General features: G+C 31.6%; 19 protein-coding genes. 10 read left to right on the top strand and 9 right to left on the bottom strand.

From position 1 onward, the window contains the following. Positions 1-916 precede the first annotated feature (916 nt). Positions 917-2980: a tetratricopeptide repeat protein gene (locus TD29_RS09725; protein WP_040280358.1), complete on the bottom strand. Its 2064-nt coding sequence runs from the start codon at positions 2978-2980 to the stop codon at positions 917-919. Between the two features lie 153 nt (positions 2981-3133). Between TD29_RS09725 and TD29_RS09720 the strand changes: the two genes are divergently transcribed. From TD29_RS09720 to TD29_RS09710, 3 genes are all read left to right on the top strand, one after another. Continuing rightward, a complete protein-coding gene (locus TD29_RS09720) occupies positions 3134-3415 on the top strand; it encodes an STAS domain-containing protein (protein WP_052467068.1) in 282 nt (93 codons plus the stop codon). A gap of 32 nt (positions 3416-3447) precedes the next feature. Next, the gene (locus TD29_RS09715; RefSeq protein ID WP_040280357.1) at positions 3448-4695 is read left to right on the top strand and encodes an oligosaccharide flippase family protein; all 1248 of its coding nucleotides are present in this window, start codon (positions 3448-3450) and stop codon (positions 4693-4695) included. 329 nt (positions 4696-5024) lie between these two features. Then, entirely contained in the window at positions 5025-6230 is a 1206-nt protein-coding gene (locus TD29_RS09710; protein WP_040280356.1) for a glycosyltransferase, read from the top strand. 40 nt (positions 6231-6270) lie between these two features. Here TD29_RS09710 and TD29_RS09705 read toward each other — a convergent pair whose 3' ends face one another. From TD29_RS09705 to TD29_RS09695, 3 genes are read right to left on the bottom strand one after another with little or no spacing between them, the layout of a single operon-like run. Then, on the bottom strand, positions 6271-7788 hold the full coding sequence (locus tag TD29_RS09705) for a cellulase family glycosylhydrolase (protein ID WP_040280355.1): 1518 nt from the start codon (positions 7786-7788) through the stop codon (positions 6271-6273). After that, entirely contained in the window at positions 7782-9002 is a 1221-nt protein-coding gene (locus tag TD29_RS09700) for a hypothetical protein (RefSeq protein ID WP_040280354.1), read from the bottom strand. The genes TD29_RS09705 and TD29_RS09700 overlap by 7 nt, the downstream gene beginning before the upstream one ends. Beyond that, positions 9002-12091: a membrane protein gene (locus tag TD29_RS09695; RefSeq protein WP_040280353.1), complete on the bottom strand. Its 3090-nt coding sequence runs from the start codon at positions 12089-12091 to the stop codon at positions 9002-9004. The genes TD29_RS09700 and TD29_RS09695 overlap by 1 nt, the downstream gene beginning before the upstream one ends. 180 nt (positions 12092-12271) lie before the next feature. Here TD29_RS09695 and TD29_RS09690 point away from each other — a divergent pair, with 180 nt between their 5' ends. The 5 genes from TD29_RS09690 (at position 12272) to TD29_RS18220 (ending at position 15875) form a co-directional block, all read left to right on the top strand. Continuing rightward, positions 12272-13453 carry a response regulator gene (locus TD29_RS09690; RefSeq protein ID WP_040280352.1) on the top strand — a complete coding sequence of 394 codons (1182 nt, stop codon included), beginning with the start codon at positions 12272-12274 and terminating at the stop codon, positions 13451-13453. Between the two features lie 5 nt (positions 13454-13458). Continuing rightward, the gene (locus TD29_RS09685; RefSeq protein ID WP_040280351.1) at positions 13459-13953 is read left to right on the top strand and encodes a hypothetical protein; all 495 of its coding nucleotides are present in this window, start codon (positions 13459-13461) and stop codon (positions 13951-13953) included. Between the two features lie 11 nt (positions 13954-13964). Further along, complete coding sequence (locus tag TD29_RS09680; protein ID WP_052467067.1) at positions 13965-14966, top strand: type I phosphomannose isomerase catalytic subunit; 1002 nt, start codon at positions 13965-13967, stop codon at positions 14964-14966. Between the two features lie 62 nt (positions 14967-15028). After that, a complete protein-coding gene (locus TD29_RS09675; protein WP_040280350.1) occupies positions 15029-15607 on the top strand; it encodes a PhnA domain-containing protein in 579 nt (192 codons plus the stop codon). 4 nt (positions 15608-15611) lie between these two features. Then, entirely contained in the window at positions 15612-15875 is a 264-nt protein-coding gene (locus tag TD29_RS18220; RefSeq protein WP_084203436.1) for a DUF1272 domain-containing protein, read from the top strand. Here TD29_RS18220 and TD29_RS09670 read toward each other — a convergent pair. Then, positions 15872-17197 (bottom strand): S28 family serine protease, encoded by a 1326-nt coding sequence (locus TD29_RS09670; RefSeq protein WP_040280349.1) that lies wholly within the window; start codon positions 17195-17197, stop codon positions 15872-15874. The genes TD29_RS18220 and TD29_RS09670 overlap by 4 nt on opposite strands. 340 nt (positions 17198-17537) lie before the next feature. On the opposite strand from TD29_RS09670, the gene TD29_RS09665 reads away from it, so the two are divergent. After that, on the top strand, positions 17538-17816 hold the full coding sequence (locus TD29_RS09665; RefSeq protein WP_040280348.1) for an STAS domain-containing protein: 279 nt from the start codon (positions 17538-17540) through the stop codon (positions 17814-17816). Between the two features lie 9 nt (positions 17817-17825). Here TD29_RS09665 and TD29_RS09660 read toward each other — a convergent pair whose 3' ends face one another. The 4 genes from TD29_RS09660 to TD29_RS09645 all read right to left on the bottom strand — a co-directional run bounded on the left by TD29_RS09660 (position 17826) and on the right by TD29_RS09645 (position 22870). Next, entirely contained in the window at positions 17826-18287 is a 462-nt protein-coding gene (locus TD29_RS09660; RefSeq protein WP_040280346.1) for a YybH family protein, read from the bottom strand. Between the two features lie 82 nt (positions 18288-18369). Next, positions 18370-19470 (bottom strand): DUF4407 domain-containing protein, encoded by a 1101-nt coding sequence (locus TD29_RS09655; protein WP_040280344.1) that lies wholly within the window; start codon positions 19468-19470, stop codon positions 18370-18372. A gap of 130 nt (positions 19471-19600) precedes the next feature. Then, positions 19601-22426, bottom strand: coding sequence for a M56 family metallopeptidase (locus TD29_RS17915; RefSeq protein ID WP_084203435.1), 2826 nt, complete (start codon positions 22424-22426; stop codon positions 19601-19603). A gap of 72 nt (positions 22427-22498) precedes the next feature. After that, positions 22499-22870 (bottom strand): BlaI/MecI/CopY family transcriptional regulator, encoded by a 372-nt coding sequence (locus TD29_RS09645; protein ID WP_040280343.1) that lies wholly within the window; start codon positions 22868-22870, stop codon positions 22499-22501. Between the two features lie 45 nt (positions 22871-22915). Between TD29_RS09645 and TD29_RS09640 the strand changes: the two genes are divergently transcribed. Then, the gene (locus tag TD29_RS09640; RefSeq protein WP_040280342.1) at positions 22916-24367 is read left to right on the top strand and encodes a M28 family peptidase; all 1452 of its coding nucleotides are present in this window, start codon (positions 22916-22918) and stop codon (positions 24365-24367) included. The last annotated feature ends 31 nt before the right edge of the window (positions 24368-24398 follow it).

Here is a 24398-nt window from a genome sequence, read left to right as displayed (position 1 = left end):
TGATGATAAAATTTTAAAATTTATGTTGCTCATTAAATATTTCTATTAAAACTTAATCTTGTTTGATGATCGTTCCTTGAGGTTTGATAAAAATCAAGAACATGTGTGAAATTTTATTACTACTAGTATCAGTTTGGTTTTTTTACATTAGTACTAAACGAAACTAGACGCTATTTTAAATATTGAAATTGCTGATTTTAAAACAAGCGGAATAAATAAAATTGGATACACAACACAGACATGCATAAATTATGGAGTGTACTCAACTACATATTTACTTTACAAAAAAGATAATTTAACAGTTATCCTAAAGTATAAAAACGCTGAATACGATAATAAATCATTTCAAAAAATCAAATCCTTTAAATTTACTGATTCTACCTCTTTTTATATTTTATAGAAAGCATATAGGAAAACTGAATAGTAACAATATTGAACATTTTGAAGATAAACCAGTCTTAGTTCTAGGATATATTAGTTACTAAGGTAGAATAGCAGTTTTTCATTTTTGCTATAAACGTTTCGTCATAAAATTGGGTGAAGACATTTTTTTTAAACAATTTAATTATTTTGATTTGCAGGAATTTGACTAAAAAATAGTAACGCTTTAAAAAGGAAATATACCCAAAGAGGTTAAGAAAAATTCGATTATAGAGGTTGGGAAGTACAGGAGTGTGAAATCATTCTTGAAAATTATCCAAAACGACATTTAAACGTTGAGGTAAATAAAGAATTAAAAATTGTTGAATGGCACAAGATAATGACTAGGTTCAATAAAACAGAAGAGTCGCATAATTACATATAAATTAATTGATATAGATCAAATACTGTTTACCATATTAGGTGAAGTTAATTCACTTTTCGGTATAAAATGTGAACATAAATAATAGTTACATAAACTTGGTTACAGTTTGATCTATTTTTTAAACACAGGACCATCAAATAGTAACCATTTAAATCTCAGGCCAATTTCAGTATATGTAAAACCAGAAGCTGTTGCAGAGGCTATATTGCTTCGTGTTCCATAAAAATTTAATAAACTACGCTCAGAAAACTTATAGCCAAAAGCACCTTGTATTCTGTAGGCTGTTATTTTAGGGTCATCCTCGATAAATTGATAACCAAAAGCGCCTGTTAGGTTGTAAAACCATTCTTTAGGTTTCGCTGCAGCTTCATCTTTAATAAGATTAACAAAGACTTCAAAAGCATGAAATTTTTCTGGGCTAAAATAAATGGTTGGCACTTGCTCTTTAAATGTAATGTTTTGGTAATTAAACCCAACCTTAACTGAGGGTTTTGGCAGTAAGTTATAATACAATGAGGTAAACAATAAATTTCTAGAATTACCATCATTTTGAGAGGTGTACATAAGTTGTGTAAACCATCCTAAGTTAAAATTCGTGTTAAGGTTGTAATTAGCGTAATAATTATTTTGCACTAATTCTCTATCTAATAAATCGGCATTGAAGCTTTCAATTTGTCTTTTATAACCAATATCTAATGATTGAAGTCTAAAGGATTTAATACTTAGAGAGATATCAGTTAAAAGCTGTGCGTAATCTACAGTTTCTGCTGTTGCTGAGGTCAAACCTGCAGTGCCATTAAAAGTGATACTTGGTATAAGTTTATAAGATAAGCCTAATGAAAGGTTATTAGAAGTCGCACTATTATTGGTTATGGTATTATTTGTTGTTCTATAATTATAGTTTCCTAATAAGGCAAACTTGGTAGATAAAGGAAACTTTACATTATTATTAAATGCAAAGGCTTTATTATCGCCATTATCAAAAGTGTGTGAGGCTTTAGATTCTAAAGTGGGTACAAAGCTTTGATTTAATTTATTGATAAAGTTGATAGCATCTTTTTGATTGTCATAAAACTTTAATGTGTTTTCTGCAGATGTATAGGCTTCATCTGTAAATCCTAAGGCCTTAAGGACATTCGCTTTTCCTAAATTACCATCAAAAGACGTACTATCGTTGACTAATATTTGATTATAATCATTTAAACTCTTTTTAAAATTACTTTTGTAAATGTTTAAGGTAGCGCGTAACGATAATACCCAATTTTCTTTTGGGTGTTGTGCATTAAGCTCATCAATAAGGATTGTTGCAGATTTAAATTTTTTGTTCCAAATTAAAGCCTGTGCATAACGCTCAGTAGTTTGTCTGGTAATATCTTTGCTTGTAGTTTCATTAAGACTATTATAGGCTTCTGAACTTATGCTTAGAGCTTTCTTTTCCTTTCCTTTTAAGTGCTCTACTAAGGCTAAACCATTTTGCGCAATGATTTTATGTTCTGGTTGTTCGGCCAATCTATTATAAACAGCTTTTGAGTTGTCTAATTGGTTCCATATTAAATAAAGGTTGGCTAAATTTAAAAGAGTGTCTTTATCGTCTCCAAACAATTCTAGGTTTTTAGTAAGTAATAATTCTGCCTTATCATAATTCTGAGCTTGTTGATTTTGGTAAGCATATCCTAAATAAATATATTTTTTAGAAACCATAGCATTTGGGTTTCCCGGAGATACCTCTAATGCTTTATTAACATTAACTAAAGCTTCATCATATATTTTTAAATTAGATAAAGTGTTTGCAAATCCTAAGAGTGCGGGAAAACTTTTAGGAGCTTCTGCCACTAATGTGCTATAATATTTTTTTGCTTCGGAAAAGCGCTCGCTCCACAATAGAGACTCTCCATAGTTTAGTTTAACTTCAAAATCGTTGGGATAATCGTTTAATAATTTCGTGAAAATTGTATTTGCTTTTTGAGCATTACCATTTAAGCCTACAGCACGTCCATAACATAATCGCGCGGTTTTATTATCTGGATAATTCTCTAATATTGTATCAAAAAAAGTTTCGGCTTTTTCATACTTTCCTGTTTCCAAATAGGTAAAACCTTCTTGCATGTCTTGCGCATTACTTGCTAAAACAAGTAATAGAAAAAGGGGAAATAGTAATGATTTTAAAGTACTCATATTTCTTTGATTTGTATAACTGCAAGTTACGGCTGAATTGCACTTCATTCATCTACAGCAATCTACCATCCGTCGAAATATACTGTAATTACATAGAAGTTGTTTAGATATTTACGTCAGATTTGATCAAATAATCATTTAAAAATAACAATTATGGCTTTACAAATTTTAGAACAAAACGGGATATTTAATTTGCATGGACGATTAACTACAGCAACATCACAATCGTTTCTTAACCATTTTAAAAATATCATTACTTCAGTAAACGATGTTACTATAAATATAGATAAAGTATCAGAAATTGACGCTACAGGAATGAGCGCGATAAGAGTGTTGTATGACAATGCTCTACAATATAATAGAAATTTTTTTATCATAGGAAACGGTTGTAAAGAGATCTACGAAGAATTTAGATATACCGAAGAAGCCGCTTAATACCTTAGTTTAAAAATTTAAAATATCACATCATGCAAATATTAACCGCAATTAAGTCAAGAAGGTTATCGCCAGAACAATTATTTATGGTTAGCGTTTTAGCTGTCAATGGAGGGAATTATTTATACAACCTAATACTAGGTCGTGTTTTGGGACCAACAGCTTTTGCAGATGCAGCCGTACTGATCACGTTTTTATTAGTATTGTCATTTGTTGCAATGACTTTTCAATTAGTAACTGCTAAATTCTCTGTGTTATTTGAAAATCAATTATTTAAAAATTTTATAGCCAAAGTTTACCAACAAGCTTTTGTATTTGGTGTAGGTTTTGGTGTTTTAATTATTGCCTTCGCATCACAACTTCAAAATTTGTTTAATACCTCGTCATCAACGATGTTTGTCATTTTTGGCTGTGGTGTTCCTCTTTATTTTTTAATGAGTGTAAACCGTGGTGCTTTTCAAGGCAAAAAAGCATTTAAGTCTTTGTCTATAACCTATCAATCTGAAATGTTAAGCCGTTTGATTATTACATTAGGTTTAATTCTTTTGTTTAATTTTCAATCTGCGCCAGTAATTGCCGTAGGTATTTTATTATCCTTTGTATTTGGTTTGTTTCCTTTTAAGATGAAACAAATTAGTTTTAAAAAAACCGAAGCGTTAGAACCTAAATATAGCAAACAGATTAGAAACTTTTTTCTACTAACAGCGTTCTATGAACTCACACAGATTATTATTAACAATAGTGATATTTTATTAGTAAAACATTATTTTGAATCTTACGAAGCAGGTTTATACGCATCACTTGCTCTTATTGGAAGAATTGTATATTTTATTGCATGGATGTTTGTAATGTTATTGTTACCAGCTGTTGTAGAATTAAAAAAGGAAGGCAAAGAAACATCGTCAATACTTTTTAAATATGTTGGTTATATAGCTGTGATTTCCGCAGTCATTGTTTTAGGATGTTTAATTCTTCCTGAATTAATAATTAATATTCTCTTTGGTGAGGATTATATTGCAATGGCACCTCTATTATGGAAATATGCCATTGCCACATCAATGTTTGCAATCTCTAATATATTTGCATATTACTATTTATCTTTAGATAGATATGTGCCAGTAATTATTTCTGGAGTGTTTGGTATGTTGCAAATGTTCTTAGTTATTTTTTATCACGATAGTTTAGAGCAAGTCGTACAAATGCAAATTGTAGCTATGTTTTTGTTGCTAGTTATTCAAGTAGGTTTCTTTGTGTTTGATTCTAAATTAAAAAAGAAATAATCTATAGTTTTTAACGTTTCAAAGTTTGTTGTAATTTAAGCATCATATAATATTTTAAAAGTAAGGTTCGTTGTTTTTTAGCACGAACCTTTATCATTTAATAGTTGAAAAAACGTACATTTTGAATGTTTTTATAGGATTTACATATTGTAAATCATGCAATTAGCTGTTTTTTTTGATGCTTGACAACTAAGGTTTTAAAATATTTGTCTAAGGATTATTTCCATTCGTCTACAGTAAAAGTCGTCTTACCGAAGGAGACTCATAATTAGAAAAATAAAACCTCAAATTTGTATTGTATTTAAAAAGAATAGTAAAAATTATCAAACATGAAACTAGCAATTGTAACGGCATATCCACCAAGTAAAGTAACATTAAATGAATATGCTTATCATTTAGTGAAGCAGTTTAGGCAAAACCAAGATGTCACAGAACTTATTTTGTTAACAGATAAAACGGAAGGAGCTAAGGATATTCAGTTTACAGAAGCTGGTTGTAAGATTACGGTCAAAGAATGTTGGTCTTTTAATAGCTATAAAAACATACTATCAGTAACCAAAGCAATTAATCATACAAAACCAGATTCAGTGTTGTTTAACTTACAATTTATGAAATTTGGAGATAAGAAAATTGCAGCAGCTTTAGGTTTAATGTTACCAATGGTATGTAAACTAAAGAAAATTCCTAATATCGTTTTATTACATAATATTCTTGAAGAAGTAGATTTAGGTAGTGCAGGTTTTACCTCAAATAAATTAATGCAAAGCATTTACGGATTTATTGGTACAACACTAACAAAATTAATTCTAAAAGCAGATACAGTAGCTGTTACAATGCAAAAGTATGTGGATATTTTAGAAAATAAATATGGTGCTAATAATGTGAAATTAATTCCTCATGGAACATTTGAAATTCCAGAAGAACCAGATTATACCTTGCCAGAAGGTCCATTACAAATTATGACATTTGGAAAATTTGGAACCTATAAAAAAGTAGAAGGTATGATTGAAGCTGTAGAAATCGTAAGAGCTTCTACTGGCTTAGATCTTGAAGTTGTAATTGCAGGAACAGACAATCCAAATGTACCTGGTTATTTAGCAAAAGTACAAGAAGATTATAAGCATGTACCACAAGTACGTTTTACTGGATATGTAGAAGAAGTAGAAGTGCCAGTATTATTTAATGAAAGTGCCGCAGTTGTATTTCCTTATACATCAACAACTGGAAGTTCTGGAGTATTACATCAAGCAGGAAGTTATGGGAAAGCAGTTGTTATGCCAGATTTAGGTGATTTAGCATTATTGGTAAAAGACGAAGGTTATAGAGGAGAGTTTTTTGAGCCAACAAGTGTAGAGAGTTTGGCAAAAGCCATTGAAGCTATTGTTACAAACGATGCTTATAGATTAGAATTGGCTAAAACAAATTATTTAGCTGCAACAGCACATCCAATGTCTCAAATTGCAGAAATGTATATAGATAGTTTTAAGCAGATTATTGCTAAGAAATCTAAAGGAATCGCAACAGTATCAGTATAACTAAAAATTAAGGAATATGCGATCAAGGTAGTGGCTAAATTTATTGATTAGAAATATATTTAAATGCTTCTTTCTTTTCTCCCTTTGAATTAATAAACCCAAATCGTTTTTGGGTGTTACGACGCCAAGGTCTGCTGCCCACAACATCTGTAGGTACATCTGTAAAATCATACAAAGTCCAAGACATAAATTGTAAGTTATTCGCTGCAATTTGTTCTTGGATTTTTTTGTGATAGTTAGCTTGGTCTTCGTCAGATGATCCAAAAGGTTTCCAAATACCTGAATAAGACGATAATCCAAATTCTTGAAGAACCAGCGGTTTATCTGTTATTTCTGTTTTTATAGCCGCAACTGCTGCATCTAAATTTTCTAAATCTTCATAATAATGAAACGATATAAAATCTAATTTGTCTTTTAATATGGTAGCACTTTCAGTATTCGACCAACCAATAGTTACAGGGTGAATTGAGTCTGTAGATTTTACCAAATCAATCATATTATCCAACCAAGCGATGACATTATCTTTTCCTCGTGATTCAAAATCTAGATTAGGCTCGTTTTTAATATCCCAAGCCAATAGTGCGTTGTGGTCTTTTGCGGCATTAACTACAGCTTCCGCGTGTCGCTGATTTAAGGTCCAATTCATCACGGAATAATCACCAAAAAAATCAAATAACGTTAAAACGACTTTTAGATCATTAGCTTCAGCAGTATCTAAGGTTTGTTTTAATTTTTCAATTTTTTTTGCATCAATATGTTCTTTTCCAAAGTCTTCATACTGTACAAAAAGACGAACCGAGTTTAAACCAGCATCTTTAATAATTTTAAAGTCTTTAGAAATAGTGTCTGTAGAGAAATCATCTCCAAACATATTCCAAGGATTAGCTTGCGGATAGTAATTAATGCCTCTAATGTTCAAGCTATCAACAGCTATTGGTTTTGGTTCTGGTTTAAAAATTTCAGTACTATCTTTTACTAAATGTCTTATGCGCCAAAAGCCATCTTCTAGCAGGCATACCATTTGATAATTTGATTTTTCTTTAGTTTCAAGGATTAATTCTTTAGCTTTAAAAACGCGTTTGTACTCTATAACGTTGCGGTCGGTAATTACTGCTAATTGTCCATCTTGACTAAAAAACTCTAACGTGGGATTATGGCTCAATGTTGTGGCTTCAATGCTAATGTCTTGAGCTTTGTTTAAATCTATAAAGTCAAATAAATTTTTTCTTGCACTGTCTGTGTAGTAATCTTTAATTCCGGCCGTTTTATTACTCTTGTAGGCAATTTGTTTGACGTACCAAGCATCTAAATAATCATGCTGAATAGCATTTAAGGTTTGGTCGTCCATTGGTCTGCCTTCATTTTGCAACGGTTCCCAATCCATTTTTGGTGCGTATTGGTCTACCTTTTTAATTTCGGTATGTAGCATCGTGCTTCGGTCGGCTCCTGTATTTAAATAACTAAATAGTGCGCTAACACCAGAAATTATTAAGGCAACTATCATAATATATGAGGCAATTAATATGGTGCGTAATATGTTTTTGTTAATACTTACCATAGTTTTATTGATTTAAATTCTTTTGATAAGCCAGCAGTTTCAACCTTAAAATTATAACTGCCATTTTCATAAATAGCTGGTTTTAATTTAAAACTAGTATAGCCATTAAATGAGGTTTTAGTTAACGTATTTACACGCAAATTATTATGGTAAATATGAAGTTTAATATGCATTCCATCTGGTATCATTTGGTCCATAAAACTTTGTAATGGTCCAATTTCAACAAGTCTGTTATGCTCTGAGAATTCAACATTAAAATCTTTAATCACTTGTTTATAGCTTATAGAAATACTATTGCTCTCAGACATGCCATCTACGTAAGCTTTAATGCTCCATTTATCTGCAAAATCTGGATGAATAATTTTTGAATTCGCAATACCATCAATCGTGGTTCCTGTTGTTTTAAGAATATGACCTTTTCCGTTTTTAATAAAAAATGTTACAAAAGTACCATCGCTAACTACATTGTTATACTCGTCTTTTATAATGGTAGTCCAAAATGTAGTCACTTGATTTCCGTCTGCATAATCATGTGGTCGTGTTGCTGAAATTTTAAAATTTGTAGGTATCGCTGGCATGACGTTAATAGTATATTCTTTAGAATTGATGCCAATACTTTCTGAAGATACTAACATTCTACCACTTTCTGGTTGTGAATAGATGTTACGATATGCGATTAAATTTTTTGTAAAAATGTCAAAACCTTCTTCTGAATCTAAAAACTGAAATTTAGCATCAACCAAAGTATGTGTTGGTAAAGGATTATCTAATGAATCTGTTGGAATAACCACTAAAGTGGTATAATCTTTTCCGCCAGATTCTATACTTGGTGGGCCAATATACGTTTCCATAGTAGCCACTTCTGGTTTTGGTAAAATGTGTAGTTTTCCTGAAAGTGATTTGTTATCATCTAGTAAAGTCCAGTTTATAGCACCAATTTTTTTAGTGATATTTTCAGGAATAATAAATTCTAATGTATTGTTTTTTAAGCTTGAAGAAATAATTGTAGACCCATAACTATTAGAGCAATATAGATCTAATTGTACTTCACTTGACGTTGAAAATGTAAGCACAACAGGTTGGCCAACTACAAATTCGGTTTGAGTTGATGTTAATTTTATATCAGTTGTAGTAACTTCAGTTTCTTGTATAACAGCAAAGGATGATAATAATATCAACCCTAAAAGTAATAAGTATGTGTGCTTTATTTGCATTAATTAGGACTTCCTATATACGTGTTAATTTCAATTTTAATTCCACTAAAATCGAGATGGTCAATGGGTTGTAATTCCTCATTGGTATGGTTTTTAATTCTATTTGGTACTATTTTATCTGAAATATCTTCGTTTGGTAAACCGTTTACAAAAATGTTTTTCATGTCGTCATTTATAATCTTTACATCGCCATCAATTATAATCGGATATTCAAAATGTTGCTTACGTTGTTGTCGCACACCAGCTTTTACAAACATATGATCTACCCAAACCAAGTTTTGATCTTTATCGTAATAACTTATTAATAATTGAGGAATCGTTATTTCTTGAATACCACTATTAAATAAATTACCGTTAAGCATGCAGTTTTTAATATTCACATCACTCAATACAACGTTTTTATATAAATCAGATCCTGAAACATTTCCGGCAACTTGCAAGTTGAATTTTGTAGGTTGTTCTTCAAATTCAACAGGAGTAAATTCATCTGGATTAAACGTATCTGGAATAGAATCTTGTGTTTTAGACCAGGCAATGCCTTCAAAATTAATTCTAAAACTACTCGATTCCTTTGGCATTAATTTATGTTTTACATGATATTTTGCATTGTACGTAGCTAGTTGCTTATTGTCATCATTGTAAAGTGTGCCTTTTAAAATAACATCTGCAGGTACATTATCTATATTTTGAACTTCGCCAATAATAGCATAACTACCATCAAACTGAACCAATTTTGCCTGAATAACTTCTAAAACGGGCTGTTTTAAAATGTCTTCATGATGTGTGGCTTCAGTGGTAATTCTTCGTCGACCTTGGTTAAAATATTTAGTGACGTTATCAGAATACAACTGGTCTGGTGGTAAATCGTTGTTTAAATCATCGGGTTGTAAATACCATTTGCCTTTAATTTTAGACAACGATTTGTAATCTACTTTTTCAATTTTTTCTAAAGGTGTGATCCATTGGCTAGTTACTTTTGCCGAAACCGTACTATCGTTAAGTGCTGTGATTTCGGTTTCAATGGCATCCATTTTAGCGTAACTACTCAATAAACCATCCGTTACCGAAATCTCTAGCATATATTGCGCAATAGGTATATTGCTATTTGGGTCTATAAGGCTATGAGCTTTTTCAAATTCTTTAAAATCTAAAGCGTCGTAATACGCCACAATAGCGTTTTCTGGAGTAATTTGTGATTCGTTTTTTAGATAGAATAAGTAGATACCATAAAACACAACAATGGCTAAAATTAAAGACCAAAGGTGGGTAATTCGCAATACATTTCTATTAAACTTTTTATATGTTATTGGGAATTTTAGAAAATCTGGTAATGGCTTTATGCGTGTTTTTAAAGCAATAACAAATAGCATTTGTATGTTTAAAACAAAGGCAATTAAAACGGTTAAAAATGGCATAATTCCCCAATGAATTTTCAACCATTTAGCAACATCTTCCTTTGGTAAAATAGCTGAAACTGGCGGAATATTAAGGCGTTCCCAAACCATAATGCCATTTTCTAATTGTCGTAAACGTTGCCATCCGCAGAAATAGAGAATAGGGTCGTAAAATTTATCGTTAGAGAAAATGTATTTCAAATTATATTTTTCTGGTGTGGTTAAAAACTGTTGTAACGAACCAATACCAGCAACACCTTTAAATTTTGAATTTTCTAAACGCTCAATAGGTCTTGTAGTGAGCTCAGGTAATCGTCTTGCCGAATGGTAGTTGCCATCTACAGTCATAGCATCGGTTTGCGCACTAAGCCAAGCCATTTGGTCGCCAAAACCAAGTGTTAAAAAGCGCCATTTATCATGGTCATCCTGATTTAAGAAATTCACAATAGGCAACATTTTTATTTTCTGTGGTTGTGATGGTCTAAAGTAATTTAAGCTCATGGTAAAGACCACCATAAACACAGTCAAGCCTGCAAGTATACCACCAATAATACGATGGTAAACAGCACCAAATTTAGATTGAATAAGTTCCTTTAAATCACCTTCTACAAAACGATAGGCAAATTCACCCATTAAAGGAATAGATAATATAGAAGCCCAAAGTGTAAAACGGTCTAAGGTTAAAATATTAAAAGCTGTTTCGCCTAACATTTTTAAAGGTACAGGTGTTGTTCCGCCAGTTCCTAAAATAGTACAAATAGTAACCGATAAACCAAAAAACAAGTAACGTTTGCTGTAATATCTGTAAAATATATAAGGCAATAATATGAGTAAAATTCCCCAAGGAATTAAAAAGAATACTAAACCAGAAGACGTGATCTCTAAGAAATTATCACGTGAACCATGCGGTATTGGCACTTGGGTAATTGGGTTGGCTTTAGAGTTTAACCAATACGGAAAAATACAACCGATAATTAATACTAAAGACAACATCCCAAAACTTACAATGCGTTTAAAGAGTTTAAAAAAGGTATTCAAAAATATTTTGAAAGTAACTTCTTTCATGGTGTTTACCTGTTCTCGAGATACATCCATTAATACCATGCCTATTAAAGGGAAGATGAAAAATACCATCCCAAAAATTGGTGTTACATGATGTGAGGTGACTGTAACAGCAATAAGAGATAAGCTAGTAGCTAAGTACCATTTACGTCCTGTTTTTAACCACAAATAGATTTCTGGTAGTGCATGCATTAACACCGAAACACCAACTATACTAGGTAATTGACCAAAAATATGTAAGGTCTCTACAAACGAAGATGAAAAAACAGCTAAGAGACAGGCATAACCAGCCACAGTTTTATTGGCTGTCATTAATAGTGAAAATCGATACGTACCAGTAATAAATAATACAATGGCAATAAGCGCTACACTAAACATACCAAACTTTAATCCACCAACCATAGAAAGTAAACCGATAGTTTGGTGCACTAAAGGCGGATAGCTCTGTACTGTAAAACCAGTGTACCATTCATAGTTCCAAGGTTCAAACCAACTATTGGCATAATGATCTGCAAAAAATAAGTGGATTAAAGCGTCATAAGTAGTCTCTAAAGTGAAAAATATAGCACTACCATGAAACGCTAAGCCTAAAAGCAGCGCAGATATTAAATATTTATTCGAGGTTTCCTTCATTTATTAACCTAAGTGATAACATAATGGTAAAGATATATAATTTAACAGAGGTTCAAATTTTAATTATCTACAGCAATCTACCATTCGTCTACACTAAATATTAGATTCAGCTAAATTTAAAATATAAAAGCCTCTTGTCTAGTACTTTTGACTCGTAATTAAAACATAAACCTACTTAATATGAAAATTTTAGCTATAGATGACCAACAATTAGTTTTACTTCCTTTACAAAAGCGTTTGGTAGAATTAGGGTATGAAGTGAAAATAGAAACAGATGCTGTAAAAGGCATAGAACTATATCATTCATATGACCCAGATTTAGTTATTGTAGATGTGAATATGCCAATTTTTTCTGGTTTAGATATCGTTAAGCATATTAGAAGAGTACAAAAGAGAGAAATATCAATTATGGTATTGTCAGGAAATACTCAAGATGATATAATTACAGAGGGATTTGAATTAGGTATTAATGATTACATGAAAAAGCCACTAAGTTTAAACGAAATTAGTGCTCGTGTAAAACGTTTAATTGGAGCTCCAGAAACACAAAACTCTTTCGCTAAAAGTGAAGTGATGATCCAAGAACGTTGCGTTGGTGTTGTTATACCTTGTTATAATGAGGAAGAACGTTTGTTAAGTGATGAGTTTTTAAATTATATAGATAAGAATTCGGGATACCACTTGTGTTTTGTAAACGATGGTAGTAAAGATAGAACCTTAGAAGTGCTTCATAACCTTAAAAAAGGACGCGAAGATTTTATCACAGTTTACGATTGTGAGAAAAATGGAGGAAAAGCAGAAGCTGTGCGTTTAGGAATGTTGCACATGGCTAAAAAAGAAGATCTAGATTATATAGGGTTTTTAGATGCAGATTTATCAACAGACTTAGCAGATTTTGATGATTTGGTTAAAACTATTGAAACGTCAGATTTTAAAATTGTAAGTGGTTCTAGAATCTCTAGAATGGGTGCTGATATCACTAAAGAGTCAGCACGAAAAATAATAAGTTTAACAATTAACTTTATTATTAGAAAGATTTTAAAAATGGATTTTAAAGACACGCAATGTGGTGCTAAAATCTTTCATAAAGATGTGATAAAAATAGCTTTTGGTGAAAAGTTTGTAACCCAATGGATCTTTGATGTCGAAATTTTTAAAAGAATGAGTATTCATTTCGGCTTAAAAAAAGCAAAATCATTACTTTGTGAACAACCTTTAAAAAGATGGATTCATGCTGATGGTTCTAAACTTTCTATGAAAGACTCAGTGAAAATTGTGTTTCAATTAGCTCAAATTGCTTGGGTATACAGAGGGAAAAAAAATAAAAATGCTAAAGTAGATCCAGTATTTAAAGTCGTGTAAAACAAATGAAAACCGGAATTATAATTGTTTTTCATAATTACGAAAATGACATCAATACTAATCAATTAATTAATTATTGTCATGAGCTTAAAAGCATCCAATTCTGTTTCGTAAATAATGATAGTAAAGACAATACATATTTACTTTTAGAAGACATTAAAGATCTATGTGATAATGTGTCAATTGTAAATATCAAAAAATTCAAATCTGATATTTCAGCAGTCAAATCTGGCGCTAGATATATGTTCAATCATTTTAAATTACAGCATATTGGTTATATAAATTCAAATGTATTTAATAAGCAAAGCGAAGATTTAAGCCAAGTAATGAAAACAATTGGTGACCACCAAGAGACCATTATCAAATATGATAAAGAGCAAAATGTTAATCAGCATAAAAGAAAAACTCTGTTTCAAAAATTGTTTTCTGTAGTTGATTACTTAGCCATACTCGAACAAGAAAGACACGTTGAAAATTTTCATTATCAAAGTAAATTATAAACCACAGAAAAATGAAAGTATATCCAATAAAATTCAATCCAATATTAAAAGAAAAAATTTGGGGTGGTAATAAATTAGGCGACTTATTAGCAAAGAATACTGTAAGCAGCAATGTCGGTGAGAGCTGGGAGATTTCAGATGTAAAAGGAAATGTTTCTCAAGTAAGTAACGGACGCTATAAAGGCTCTAACCTAAAAGAACTCATTGAACGATATGAATCTCAATTTATGGGTCAGTCTAATTTTGAACAGTTTGGACATAACTTTCCATTGTTAATTAAGTTTTTAGATGCTAAAACAGATCTATCTGTTCAAGTACATCCAGATAATGACATGGCTAAGTCACATCACAATTCGTTTGGTAAAACAGAAATGTGGTACATTATGGATAGTGATCAAGATGCTAATATTGTTTTAGGCTTAAAAGATAAAACAACTAAGCCAGACGTATTAAATCATATAACTTCTAGTAACGTTGAAACCGTATTTAACAGAGAGACGGTTAAAAAAGGTGATAGTTATTTTATACCAGCAGGTAAAATTCACGCTATTGGAGCAGGAGTTTTGGCAGCCGAAATACAGCAAACATCAGATATAACATATCGTGTTTATGATTGGGATCGTAAAGATGATAAAGGTCAAAAAAGAGAACTACATACCCAATTAGCTCAAAAGGCAACAAAACATTTTCCATCTAACGGTAAAGCAGATTATACATTAGAGACTAATTTAAGTGCCAACCTAGTTGATTGTGACTATTTCACAACTAATATTTTAAGCTTAAAAAATACTTACACTAAAAACTATACATCATTAGATTCATTTTTAATAGTCATGTGTGTAGAAGGTACTGCAAACATCACTGCAGGTGGTGTGACCGAAACTTTAACAATGGGAGAAACTATTTTGCTTCCTGCGATAACTAAAAATGTTGTTTTTAATGCTGATAATGCTAAACTATTAGAGGTTTTTATCGACGGAAATTCTAAAACTTGCAAATTGAAAGCGTCTTAATTCTAATTTTGAACTATTCCCAATAGACAATTCATATATTTGTTGCCCAAACAAATATTCAAATGAGCGTACTCCAAACATTACAAGACAGAAGTAACACTACTTGCGAACTCTGTTCCGCAGAAAAAAATTTAAAACAGTATACCATTCCACCATCTTTAAATGAGAATGTTGCTAACGATATTTTAGTATGTAGCACATGTTTAGACCAAATAGAAGGCAATACAGAAATGGATCCTAACCATTGGAGATGTTTAAACGAGAGTATGTGGAGTGAGCACGTCGCAGTACAAATTATGGCTTGGAGAATGTTGCAAAGACTTCGTAATGAAGGTTGGCCACAAGATTTACTAGACATGATGTATTTAGATGATGAGGCACTCGCATTAGCACGTGCAACTGGAGAGCATGAAGATGAAGCCAATAAAATTATTCATAGAGATGTTAATGGTGTTGTTTTAGCATCAGGAGATAATGTGGTTTTAATTAAAGATCTTAAAATTAAAGGATCGAGCCAAGTTGCTAAACAAGGTACAGCTGTTAGAAACATACGTTTAGATCATGAAAATGATAAGTATATTGAAGGTAAAGTAGGACCAACATTAACAGTTATTATAACAGATTACGTTAAAAAACTATAGGCTTGTGTTAGACATCAGGCCAACTTGCGAGCATTGCAACAAACTCTTGCCTTACAATTCTAAAGAGGCTATGATTTGCACTTTTGAGTGTACGTACTGTAAAGATTGTGTCACCCTATTAAAAGATATATGCCCAAATTGTGGAGGTGATTTTACACATAGACCAATACGTCCAAAACATCTTCTTAAAACCTATCCAGTATCAAAAACTATAATATTTAAACCTGTAGATTTAGAAGCACATTACCTAAAAATTTCAACGACTTAATTTGCAATCCAGCCATCAATAATATTGTAAATAGATTTTTGGTTTTCTAAAGAGAAGCTATTAATTCGAGTTCGGTGATCGCCTTTTGGTTTTACAAATTTGTAGAGTTCTCTATGTTTTGCTGTATCAGTTAATTCAACAGCAGTAGCACTCCAAGCGTCGTATTCTCCATAAATAAATAGTATTTTTTCTGCGGAAATATCTAAATAAGATTTAATACCTTCCATGGCAGTGCGATCATAATCCTTTGTAATACCTTCAGGGAAAGCCCAATCAAATTTGTAAATAGAATCTGTGTTTAGATACGTTTTAAATGGCGCAGTTTCATAACCGTAAATACCTTGTTGTGTTAATGCAGCCCAAAAATAAGGTTGCAAATCATCAACTGCTTTTTCCTCAAAAAAGCCATAACCAACAACATCAATAAGGTGTTTGTAAATCGTCTCTACAGAAGCATCTACCGAAGGAATATTAGTGACAGGAATTCCCCATTGCCAAAATGCAAAGGCATATTCTAAAATTGTATAATCTATAGCCTTTTCAACACCAAATTCCCAGGTCATGTTCTTGTTAGTGCCTTCAATGGTCATCATTTGTAATAAGGTGTCTCTGTTTTTAAAACACAATTTTTGAAAAGCCTCTACTTTATCTCTGTTTGCTTGTGTTGATACATTTTTTAAAAACTGATATACTCTAGGGTCTTCACGTTGGTAATTTAAAGGTCCAACATAACACACGCTTGCATCTACATTATTAGGAAAAAAACGACGATGAGCCATTGTTGTTTGGCAGCCTTTTGAAATTCCTGTGGTTATAAATTTAGCATCAGGATACATGGCCTCTCTTATGGCATTTATTATTGTGGTTTGGTCTTTTGCAGCATTTTCAATGGTTAAAGTGTTCCAGTCAATTTGTTCTGGGCGAGAATTATTGAAATAGCGATGTTCTATAGTTAATTGATTGGCCTTATAATGTGCAGCAAGTTCTCCAGCACGATCAGATCCAATTCCGTAGCCTCTAAGCTCTACAATTACCGGTAAGCTTGCATTTTCAAATCCTAAAAAAACACGTTGTTTAAATGTGCCTTTAGAGGCGTCGTTATAATCAACAGGTTGTTCAAACCAAATTTCATAATTCTCATTAAAATGACTTGTGGGTTTTGTTTTTGCAACACTAGATACATGTGCTATAGATTTTAATTTTTCAAAATTAGAAATGTCTGTTGTTGGTAAGGGTTTTGTAGCAACAACTTCTTGTGTAGATTTACAGCTTACAATGGATATTATTAATAATAGCGTGTAAAATATACGAGTTGGTTTCATAATGGCTTTTCCTTTTTAAAATGAACAGTAATTGAAGGTAAAAGTAACTATTGTTAAATAATAATGCTGGTATTTAAAAGAAAAACAATGTGAAAAAGGTTGGTAAGGCATCTAAATGAGCATGATACGGTTTCGAAAACGTGTATTTTGTCGAATAAAAAAGTCTATTTATAATGTAAAACCAACCAATTATACATTTAAACGGAAATGTATTGATAACCCTTAATTATTTATGATATTTACAATATTGGTGATTACAATTAATTAATAATTGGCACGAATAATGATATTGATTAATAGCAAGCCATAGTTATTAAATATTAACCTAAATCATATTATCATGAACCTAGAAATTACTTTTGCAAACAACTTTTTTAATGTTAAAGGAGCTTTAGATCGCAACAACATTCATGTGTTTAAAAAGCATTTTAAAAATGTATTTGAAAGCACAAATGCTATTACTGTAAGTATTGAAAATTTAACGAGTATTGACCGTTATGGAGTAAGTGCTATTGCACAGTTACACAACGAGGCTTTAGGTAAAAAGAAACGTTTATCTATTGTTGGCCTTGGTCAAAATAGTTTATTTAATCATTTTAAAACTGAAGAAGCTGCATAATTAGAAAAGTTAGCAGGACATATCTGCAACGATTTTCCATTGTCCATCAATATTTTTAAAGATAATCATGAACACACCATTGGCATTACCAACTGGTCGTGTGAGATGATATTCTCCCATGACCCAATACGCTTCGTTTTCAATTTTAGAAATATCATTGATTACAAATTTTAGTGTGCCGCTTTCAGCTGTTGTAGGATATCCTTTTTTATAGTTGGCTAATGTGTTTTTCCAACCTTTTGTAAGTCCGTTGCTACCATAAAATTTTAGATTATCATCCTGCCAATAGCCATTCATGAATCCTTCTAAATCATGATTATTCCAAGCGATTTCTTGTGAAGCCATGACGTTTTTAATTCCTTTGATAGCATCTTCTATGTTTTCTTCGGAAGGTTTTGATACGTCAACCTCTTTAATTTCTGTTTGACAAGAAACGAATAGTAAAATCAAGAGCATGTATGTGTATTTCATAACAACTAAATTTAGTTTTTAAAACTAGTTTAAACATAGCATAATACCTACAAAGTTTTATGAACCTTGCAGAAAATAATAATTATAGTGCGTTTTTTTGATGCTTAAAAAAAGCATCAGCTTGTAATTGCATTAATTCTCGAGCTTTATTGCGTTTATAAGTATAGAGTTCATCTTCTTTGGCAATGTCAGTATAGATTCTGTTATTAAGTGTTTGATCAGTTTTTAGCAATACTTTACGTTCACTTACTTTTTGTTCTACCCAAGTTTTTACAGCAGTTTCGGCATCTTCCAATTTATAGTCATATTCACCTTTAGGAGACATTAGTTTTGCAAATATTGGAGAAGTTTCGATGGCTAAAAACAATAATAAAATAAATAGTGATGGTAAAAATGGTAGTTCTCCTAAGGCGTTGACGCGAGCCATTAAACCATCAAACCCATCAATTATAGGTTGTGTTGACGCTACTTGATCGTCATAATTAGAGTGTAGCTGATTAATTTGATTTTCAATCGCGCTAATTTTAGCATTATTATCAATTTTTAATTGACCTAATTCTGCCAAAGCAGCATCGTGTTTATCGCGTTTTTCTTGATATACTGGTCCTTTGCCTAGTAGATTTGTTCCGGCAGTACCTTCAGCTTCCGAAATATAGATATCATAAAGTGTATTGACTTGGGTCTCTTTAGTAGCAATTTGTGATTGAAGCTTTAAAATTTCCGAAGATAACGCATCCACATTTGGTGTAAATTGTGCAGCTATTTGATTTTGATTAGCGAGTGTTAAATCATTTTTTTGCTCTAATAGCACTTGATTGATTTCCTTTTCAAAAATTTTGAGTTCTAATGGTTTTGAAATCACAATAGCTATGATGATTGCTAGCATTAAACGTGGTGATGCTTGAAGGATTTCATCAATTATATTATTTCGTTTTTTAATAGTAGAGACAATAAATCGGTCTAAATTAAAGATTAATAATCCCCAAATAAAACCAAATCCAATGGCTGCAAATACATTGTCAAACACAGTGAAAAGCGCGTAGCTACAGGCTATAAAAGCCATGATGGCAGTAAAAAAAACAGTGGCTCCAATGCCTGCGAATTTGTTTTGTTCGCCAATGGCGCAATTGTCTAGAATATCTGTATCTGCTCCAGAGCAGATAATGAAGAATTTTTTTAACATGATTAGTGTTGATTTTTGATTGATTGACTATTAGAACGCTAAATCACGTGTTTTGTTACATTTTTTAACATAAAAACCTCTCAAGTGATGAGCACATGAGAGGTCTAATTGTTTAATTATTTGGTCGTGGTTAATTTTTTTTGCCCATTACACCAATAAGTTTATTTGTTATTGTAATAATAATTGGAGGATGTGTATGTCCATCACTATCTTTAATATCATAAAGTTGTATTTGAGTTCCTTCCTTTGCTTGTTTAGCTAAACTTTTTGAAACGCGGTTTAGTTTATTTCCAGTGACGCTACAAGACGGTTTGCCTCTTGTTTTAAATTTAAACCTTACAACATCTGAATTTTTGAGTGTTAACTCAAGATTTAAAAGTTCTTTTTTTGATAAGTTGATTAGATCGTCTTTTGGAGTCTTACCGTTTACCATTACTGGTGTTTCACTTTTTCCTCGATTAAAACTGATAGGTTCTTTTGAAATAAATACTTTTGGTTGTTTGCTTTCGGTTTTTGTAGCTTGAATATTTAATTCTTTATTATTTTTAATGAGTTCAATAGCTTTATCTGAAGTTATTTGTTCTTTTTCATAAAAGAATACGGCATTCTTTTTAGCCAAATCAATTATAAAATCTAAAGATGATATGGGTTTAGGAGGTGATGGGATATCTATGGTATTAGATATGGTGTTTGGTTTGTTGTCGTAAAATTGAGCCACTAATTTACTATCTGAATAAACTTTAGTAATGTATTGACCAGGAACTACATTTGAAGCATTGACTTGGCTTTTACTTATTTTGGTTCCTTGTTTATTGACTTCAAACCCTTGTTTGTTGTAATATTTAGTGAAGTCATTAATAGTTACAAAATAATGTGGAGTGCCATGAATTTTTATGAATCCTGTTTTTACATGGTTATCATTTTGTTTACTAGGACCATACTCTTGATCGTCAACAATCATATTGTAGGTTACTCCACTATCAGACTTTATTTGGTGTACTTTTCGCTTGTATGTTTTTTCAAAATCATCAATTGCAGCTTGCATTTTTTTGCGTTGCTCTGGTGAAGCATTTTCTGGGATTGCTGGTGGAATTGGATAATAATCACTCCCATTTGGACCATTGCCTTTTTTTACAGGAGCAGTTGGAGGTGGTGGTGGAGGTGGCAATGTATCATAAATATTTTTTAATCCATAGGTTTCTATTAATCCATTAACCTTATCTACTAGCTCTTTTTGAGCGTTTTTATCATACTTAAAAACGATTTCTTTTGATTTGGTTTTAGCAATTTTTTGAATCTCTTTTTCAATAGTATCTAAAGAACCCAACTCATCGTTGACGAAAAACTGCCCTTTGCTGTTTAGTAGAATCCATGTGTATTTATGTTTATAAACGGTTTTTGATGGAGCAGGAGGAGGAGGTGGAGGAAACTTAGGTAACGGTTGAGCAGACTTCTTTTGTGAATCACTCATTAGTTTATATAAATACTTTAAGCGTTCATAGTCTTTAAGCTTTATAATGCGTTGTTCTAATGGCTTCTCATTATATTTTTTTGCTAGTTGATTGTACTCTTCTATTTGCTCTGGAGTTGCTTTGTCTTGAGCTCTCAATGGTAATTCTGGTGCTTCTAAAATAGCTTCAGGAATAGATTCAGCAACTTTTCGTTGGTCGTTAGACATTTTATCATAAATAGAATTAAAATATCTAAACTCCACATCATTAAGTATTACAGGGTAGCCTTCAATTTTTTCACTTTCAGGAAGATTTTTAAATTTTTCTTTTAATTTTTTTGCCCAAGCGTTATATGCTGATATCTCTTTGTCTGTTGCTTTTTCTTGACCATAATTTTCAAATTCTGCAGCTCTACTTGTGCAAACCGTCATTTTTTTTATACCTATATTTTTCAATTTAGAAGTAATATTTTTAGCAATGTTTGGCTTTGCATCTGGAAAAATCTTTATTGATATTTGTAATTTAGGGTCCTCTTGATATAATACCTTTATATCTTCAAAAGTTATAACGTCGTTCTCAAGTAAAAGTTCGCCTTTTTTATTAAGGTATAACTCAATAATTCCAGGATCAATCACTTCTTTTTCAATCTGTTTTCTCTCAGTAAAGCTGTATAATAACGTAGCTAATACTGGTAAAATTAATAGGCTTCGTAGCCAAATAGATGTTTTTGATGTGTGTGTGTTCATGACTGTAAATCGTTTTTTGATTGATGAATAATTAATGGCATTTGCCAACTCTTGATGTTGTGCATTTGATGAGAATGCGAGTAAAATAGTTTTATATGTTGATGGTTTAATCCCCTTGTTTAAAACAGCTTGATCTGCAAGATATTCGTGATTAAGTTTGACCTCGCGTTTTAGTAAATAGATTAATGGATTAAACCAAAATATGATTTGTAACAATTCTAATAAAAGGACATCGATACTGTGCTTTTGCTTGGCGTGGGTTTGCTCATGTATGAGTACTTCTTTCGGTATATCTCCTAGCTCAAACTTATGTTTGTTAAAAAATATATAGTTAAAAAATGTATGTGGAATTTTTAAATTTGAAACCAAGACATTTATGAAACTTCCCGATTTTAATTTAGGATTACTCCTAATTCTAGAAATAATATTATTTAGATTGAAACAAAATTTCAGTAGAAAAATTAAAACGCCTAATCCATAGATTGACCATAAAATAATTGGTGTATAATCAACTTCAATAATTTCTGGTGTAGTTTCGGTCATATCAAAATCTGTCACAACATAAGTTGCAAATCCTTCAACATTTACGGGTTCTACGTATTCAATAAATGTTATTGTTGGTATTATAAGAGCAAAAACTAAGGCGCCTAATAAATAAAATCGCTTAAATTGATGTATACTAGATTTTTCTAATATAAGTTTGTATAACACCATGAAAATAGCAAGGCAAGCACTAAATTTTAAAAGATAGATGATCATAACTATTTAATTAGTTGATTTTTATTGTTTTTTAATTACGCTTTAAAGACTCTTCCTTTTTATAGAAATAAGCTACTTCGGTTTGTTTTGAATTTCTTTATCAATTAAAGCTTTTAAGTCTTCTAGTTCTTCTTTAGTTAAATCTGTTTCTTTAGTAAAAAAGGAAGCAAATTGTGACGCACTATCATTAAAAAAGGTCTTTATTAATGTATTTACGTGCTTAGAGAAATAGTCTTTTTTCTTTACCAAAGGGTAATATTCACGCGATTTTCCGTAGAGATTATAGGCAACAAAACCTTTGTCAATCATGCGTTTTAAAAGCGTAGCAACAGTAGTTGTTGCGGGTTTTGGATCTGGATAAGCGAGAAGTAAATCTTTCATAAACGCTTTCTCTCTTTTCCAGAGATATTGCATGAGTTGTTCTTCGGAATTGGATAATTGCATAGCTCTACATGTTTAGAATTAACTCTACAAATGTAGAGTAAAAATATGACTTATCAAAATCCAATTAAAAGGAAATCATTCAAATACACTATATTTGATGTATTATTAAAAGAAAAATTGCCCACAATGAAACCGTTATATGCCTCAATAGTGTTCATTTTATTATGTACATATTCTTCATTTTCACAAAATATTCAAGATATAATTAATCTCGTTGATGTGGATAAATTAACACTTACAATTAATGAGTTTTCTGGAGAACAATCCACAGTAGTTGATGGTAATACGGTAACTATTTTAAATAGGGAGCATGATACTAATGATCTCGCTGGTGATTATTTGATAGAACGTTTAGAAGCGTTAGATAATATTGTTGTGACTAGCCAACCATTTAATACTACTGGTAGAAATATCATTGCCACTCAAATTGGTAAAACAAACCCTAATGATATCTATATTGTTTGTGCACATTATGATACCGTTGCAGATTTTTGTGCAGATGACAATGCCTCTGGTACAGCAGCCGTTTTAGAGGTTGCAAGATTATTATCTACACAATGTCTAGACAATACTATAGTTTATGCGCTGTGGGATGAAGAAGAAATTGGCCTTCGAGGTTCTCAATTTTATGCCAACCAAGCCAATAGTAATGGAGATAATATTTTAGGGGTTTTAAATATGGATATGATTGGCTATGATGGTGATGCTGTTGGCCAACCTGGTGATAATGAGTTTGATATAGATTATAGAAATATTGGAAATTCTGTTGCTATGAAAAATGATATTTTATCTGTTTTAAACACTTATACTTTTGATTTAAATGTGATAGAGGTTAATCCAGGAACTACAGCTAGTGATCACGCTAGTTTTTGGAACGTAGGATACTCTGCAGTGTTAGTTGGTGAATCTTGGGAAACTAATGATGAAACACCATTTTACCACAGTGCTCAAGATCGTTTTGCCACGTTAGATGTAGCATATCTTACTGAAATGGTGAAATTAGTAACTGGTTATATGGTCACTAAAGGTAGTTTAGTTGCTGTTGATAATACGGTGACTCAAAACATGACAATATTGACGTCTAACCAAAATTCTGCAAATTATCAATGGTATAATTGTGATACAGATACAGCTATAACTGGAGCTACAAATCAGTCGTTTTCACCAACATCTAACGGTAATTATGCTGTAGAGATCACTTCTGGTACTTGTGTAGAACGAAGTAGTTGCCTTTTGTTTGATACGCTAGGTCTCGAGTCTTTTGCTACTAATGAGGTCAAAGTTTACCCAATACCAGCACAAAATTTTATTACTGTAGAATTAGCTTCGGAAACATCCACTCAATTAAATTTGTATGATGTTTCAGGGAAATTAGTGCTCAGCAAAACAATAACCGAAAGCTCAAAATTGAATATAAAAGATATATCTCAAGGCATTTATTTCTTGAAAGTAAAAACAGACAAGAAATCGGGTACTTTTAAAATTGTTAAGGAATAACATTTCCGAAGTAAAAGAAGAAAGCCACCAA

It is taken from the genome of Psychroserpens damuponensis, assembly GCF_000826655.1.
GTDB lineage: Bacteria > Bacteroidota > Bacteroidia > Flavobacteriales > Flavobacteriaceae > Psychroserpens > Psychroserpens damuponensis.
Note: the sequence above shows the minus strand (reverse complement) of the source record. Positions and strands in the feature narration are given on the sequence as shown.

Coding starts and splice junctions, on each gene's coding strand:
- TD29_RS09680 (WP_052467067.1), top strand. CDS start 13,965: ATGAAAGTATATCCAATAAAATTCAATCCAATATTAAAAGAAAAAATT.
- TD29_RS09705 (WP_040280355.1), bottom strand. CDS start 7,788: ATGGTAAGTATTAACAAAAACATATTACGCACCATATTAATTGCCTCA.
- TD29_RS09645 (WP_040280343.1), bottom strand. CDS start 22,870: ATGCAATTATCCAATTCCGAAGAACAACTCATGCAATATCTCTGGAAA.
- TD29_RS09720 (WP_052467068.1), top strand. CDS start 3,134: ATGGCTTTACAAATTTTAGAACAAAACGGGATATTTAATTTGCATGGA.
- TD29_RS09665 (WP_040280348.1), top strand. CDS start 17,538: ATGAACCTAGAAATTACTTTTGCAAACAACTTTTTTAATGTTAAAGGA.
- TD29_RS09695 (WP_040280353.1), bottom strand. CDS start 12,091: ATGAAGGAAACCTCGAATAAATATTTAATATCTGCGCTGCTTTTAGGC.
- TD29_RS09675 (WP_040280350.1), top strand. CDS start 15,029: ATGAGCGTACTCCAAACATTACAAGACAGAAGTAACACTACTTGCGAA.
- TD29_RS09670 (WP_040280349.1), bottom strand. CDS start 17,197: ATGAAACCAACTCGTATATTTTACACGCTATTATTAATAATATCCATT.
- TD29_RS09690 (WP_040280352.1), top strand. CDS start 12,272: ATGAAAATTTTAGCTATAGATGACCAACAATTAGTTTTACTTCCTTTA.
- TD29_RS09725 (WP_040280358.1), bottom strand. CDS start 2,980: ATGAGTACTTTAAAATCATTACTATTTCCCCTTTTTCTATTACTTGTT.
- TD29_RS09655 (WP_040280344.1), bottom strand. CDS start 19,470: ATGTTAAAAAAATTCTTCATTATCTGCTCTGGAGCAGATACAGATATT.
- TD29_RS09700 (WP_040280354.1), bottom strand. CDS start 9,002: ATGCAAATAAAGCACACATACTTATTACTTTTAGGGTTGATATTATTA.
- TD29_RS09660 (WP_040280346.1), bottom strand. CDS start 18,287: ATGAAATACACATACATGCTCTTGATTTTACTATTCGTTTCTTGTCAA.
- TD29_RS09715 (WP_040280357.1), top strand. CDS start 3,448: ATGCAAATATTAACCGCAATTAAGTCAAGAAGGTTATCGCCAGAACAA.
- TD29_RS17915 (WP_084203435.1), bottom strand. CDS start 22,426: ATGATCATCTATCTTTTAAAATTTAGTGCTTGCCTTGCTATTTTCATG.
- TD29_RS09640 (WP_040280342.1), top strand. CDS start 22,916: ATGACTTATCAAAATCCAATTAAAAGGAAATCATTCAAATACACTATA.
- TD29_RS09685 (WP_040280351.1), top strand. CDS start 13,459: ATGAAAACCGGAATTATAATTGTTTTTCATAATTACGAAAATGACATC.
- TD29_RS09710 (WP_040280356.1), top strand. CDS start 5,025: ATGAAACTAGCAATTGTAACGGCATATCCACCAAGTAAAGTAACATTA.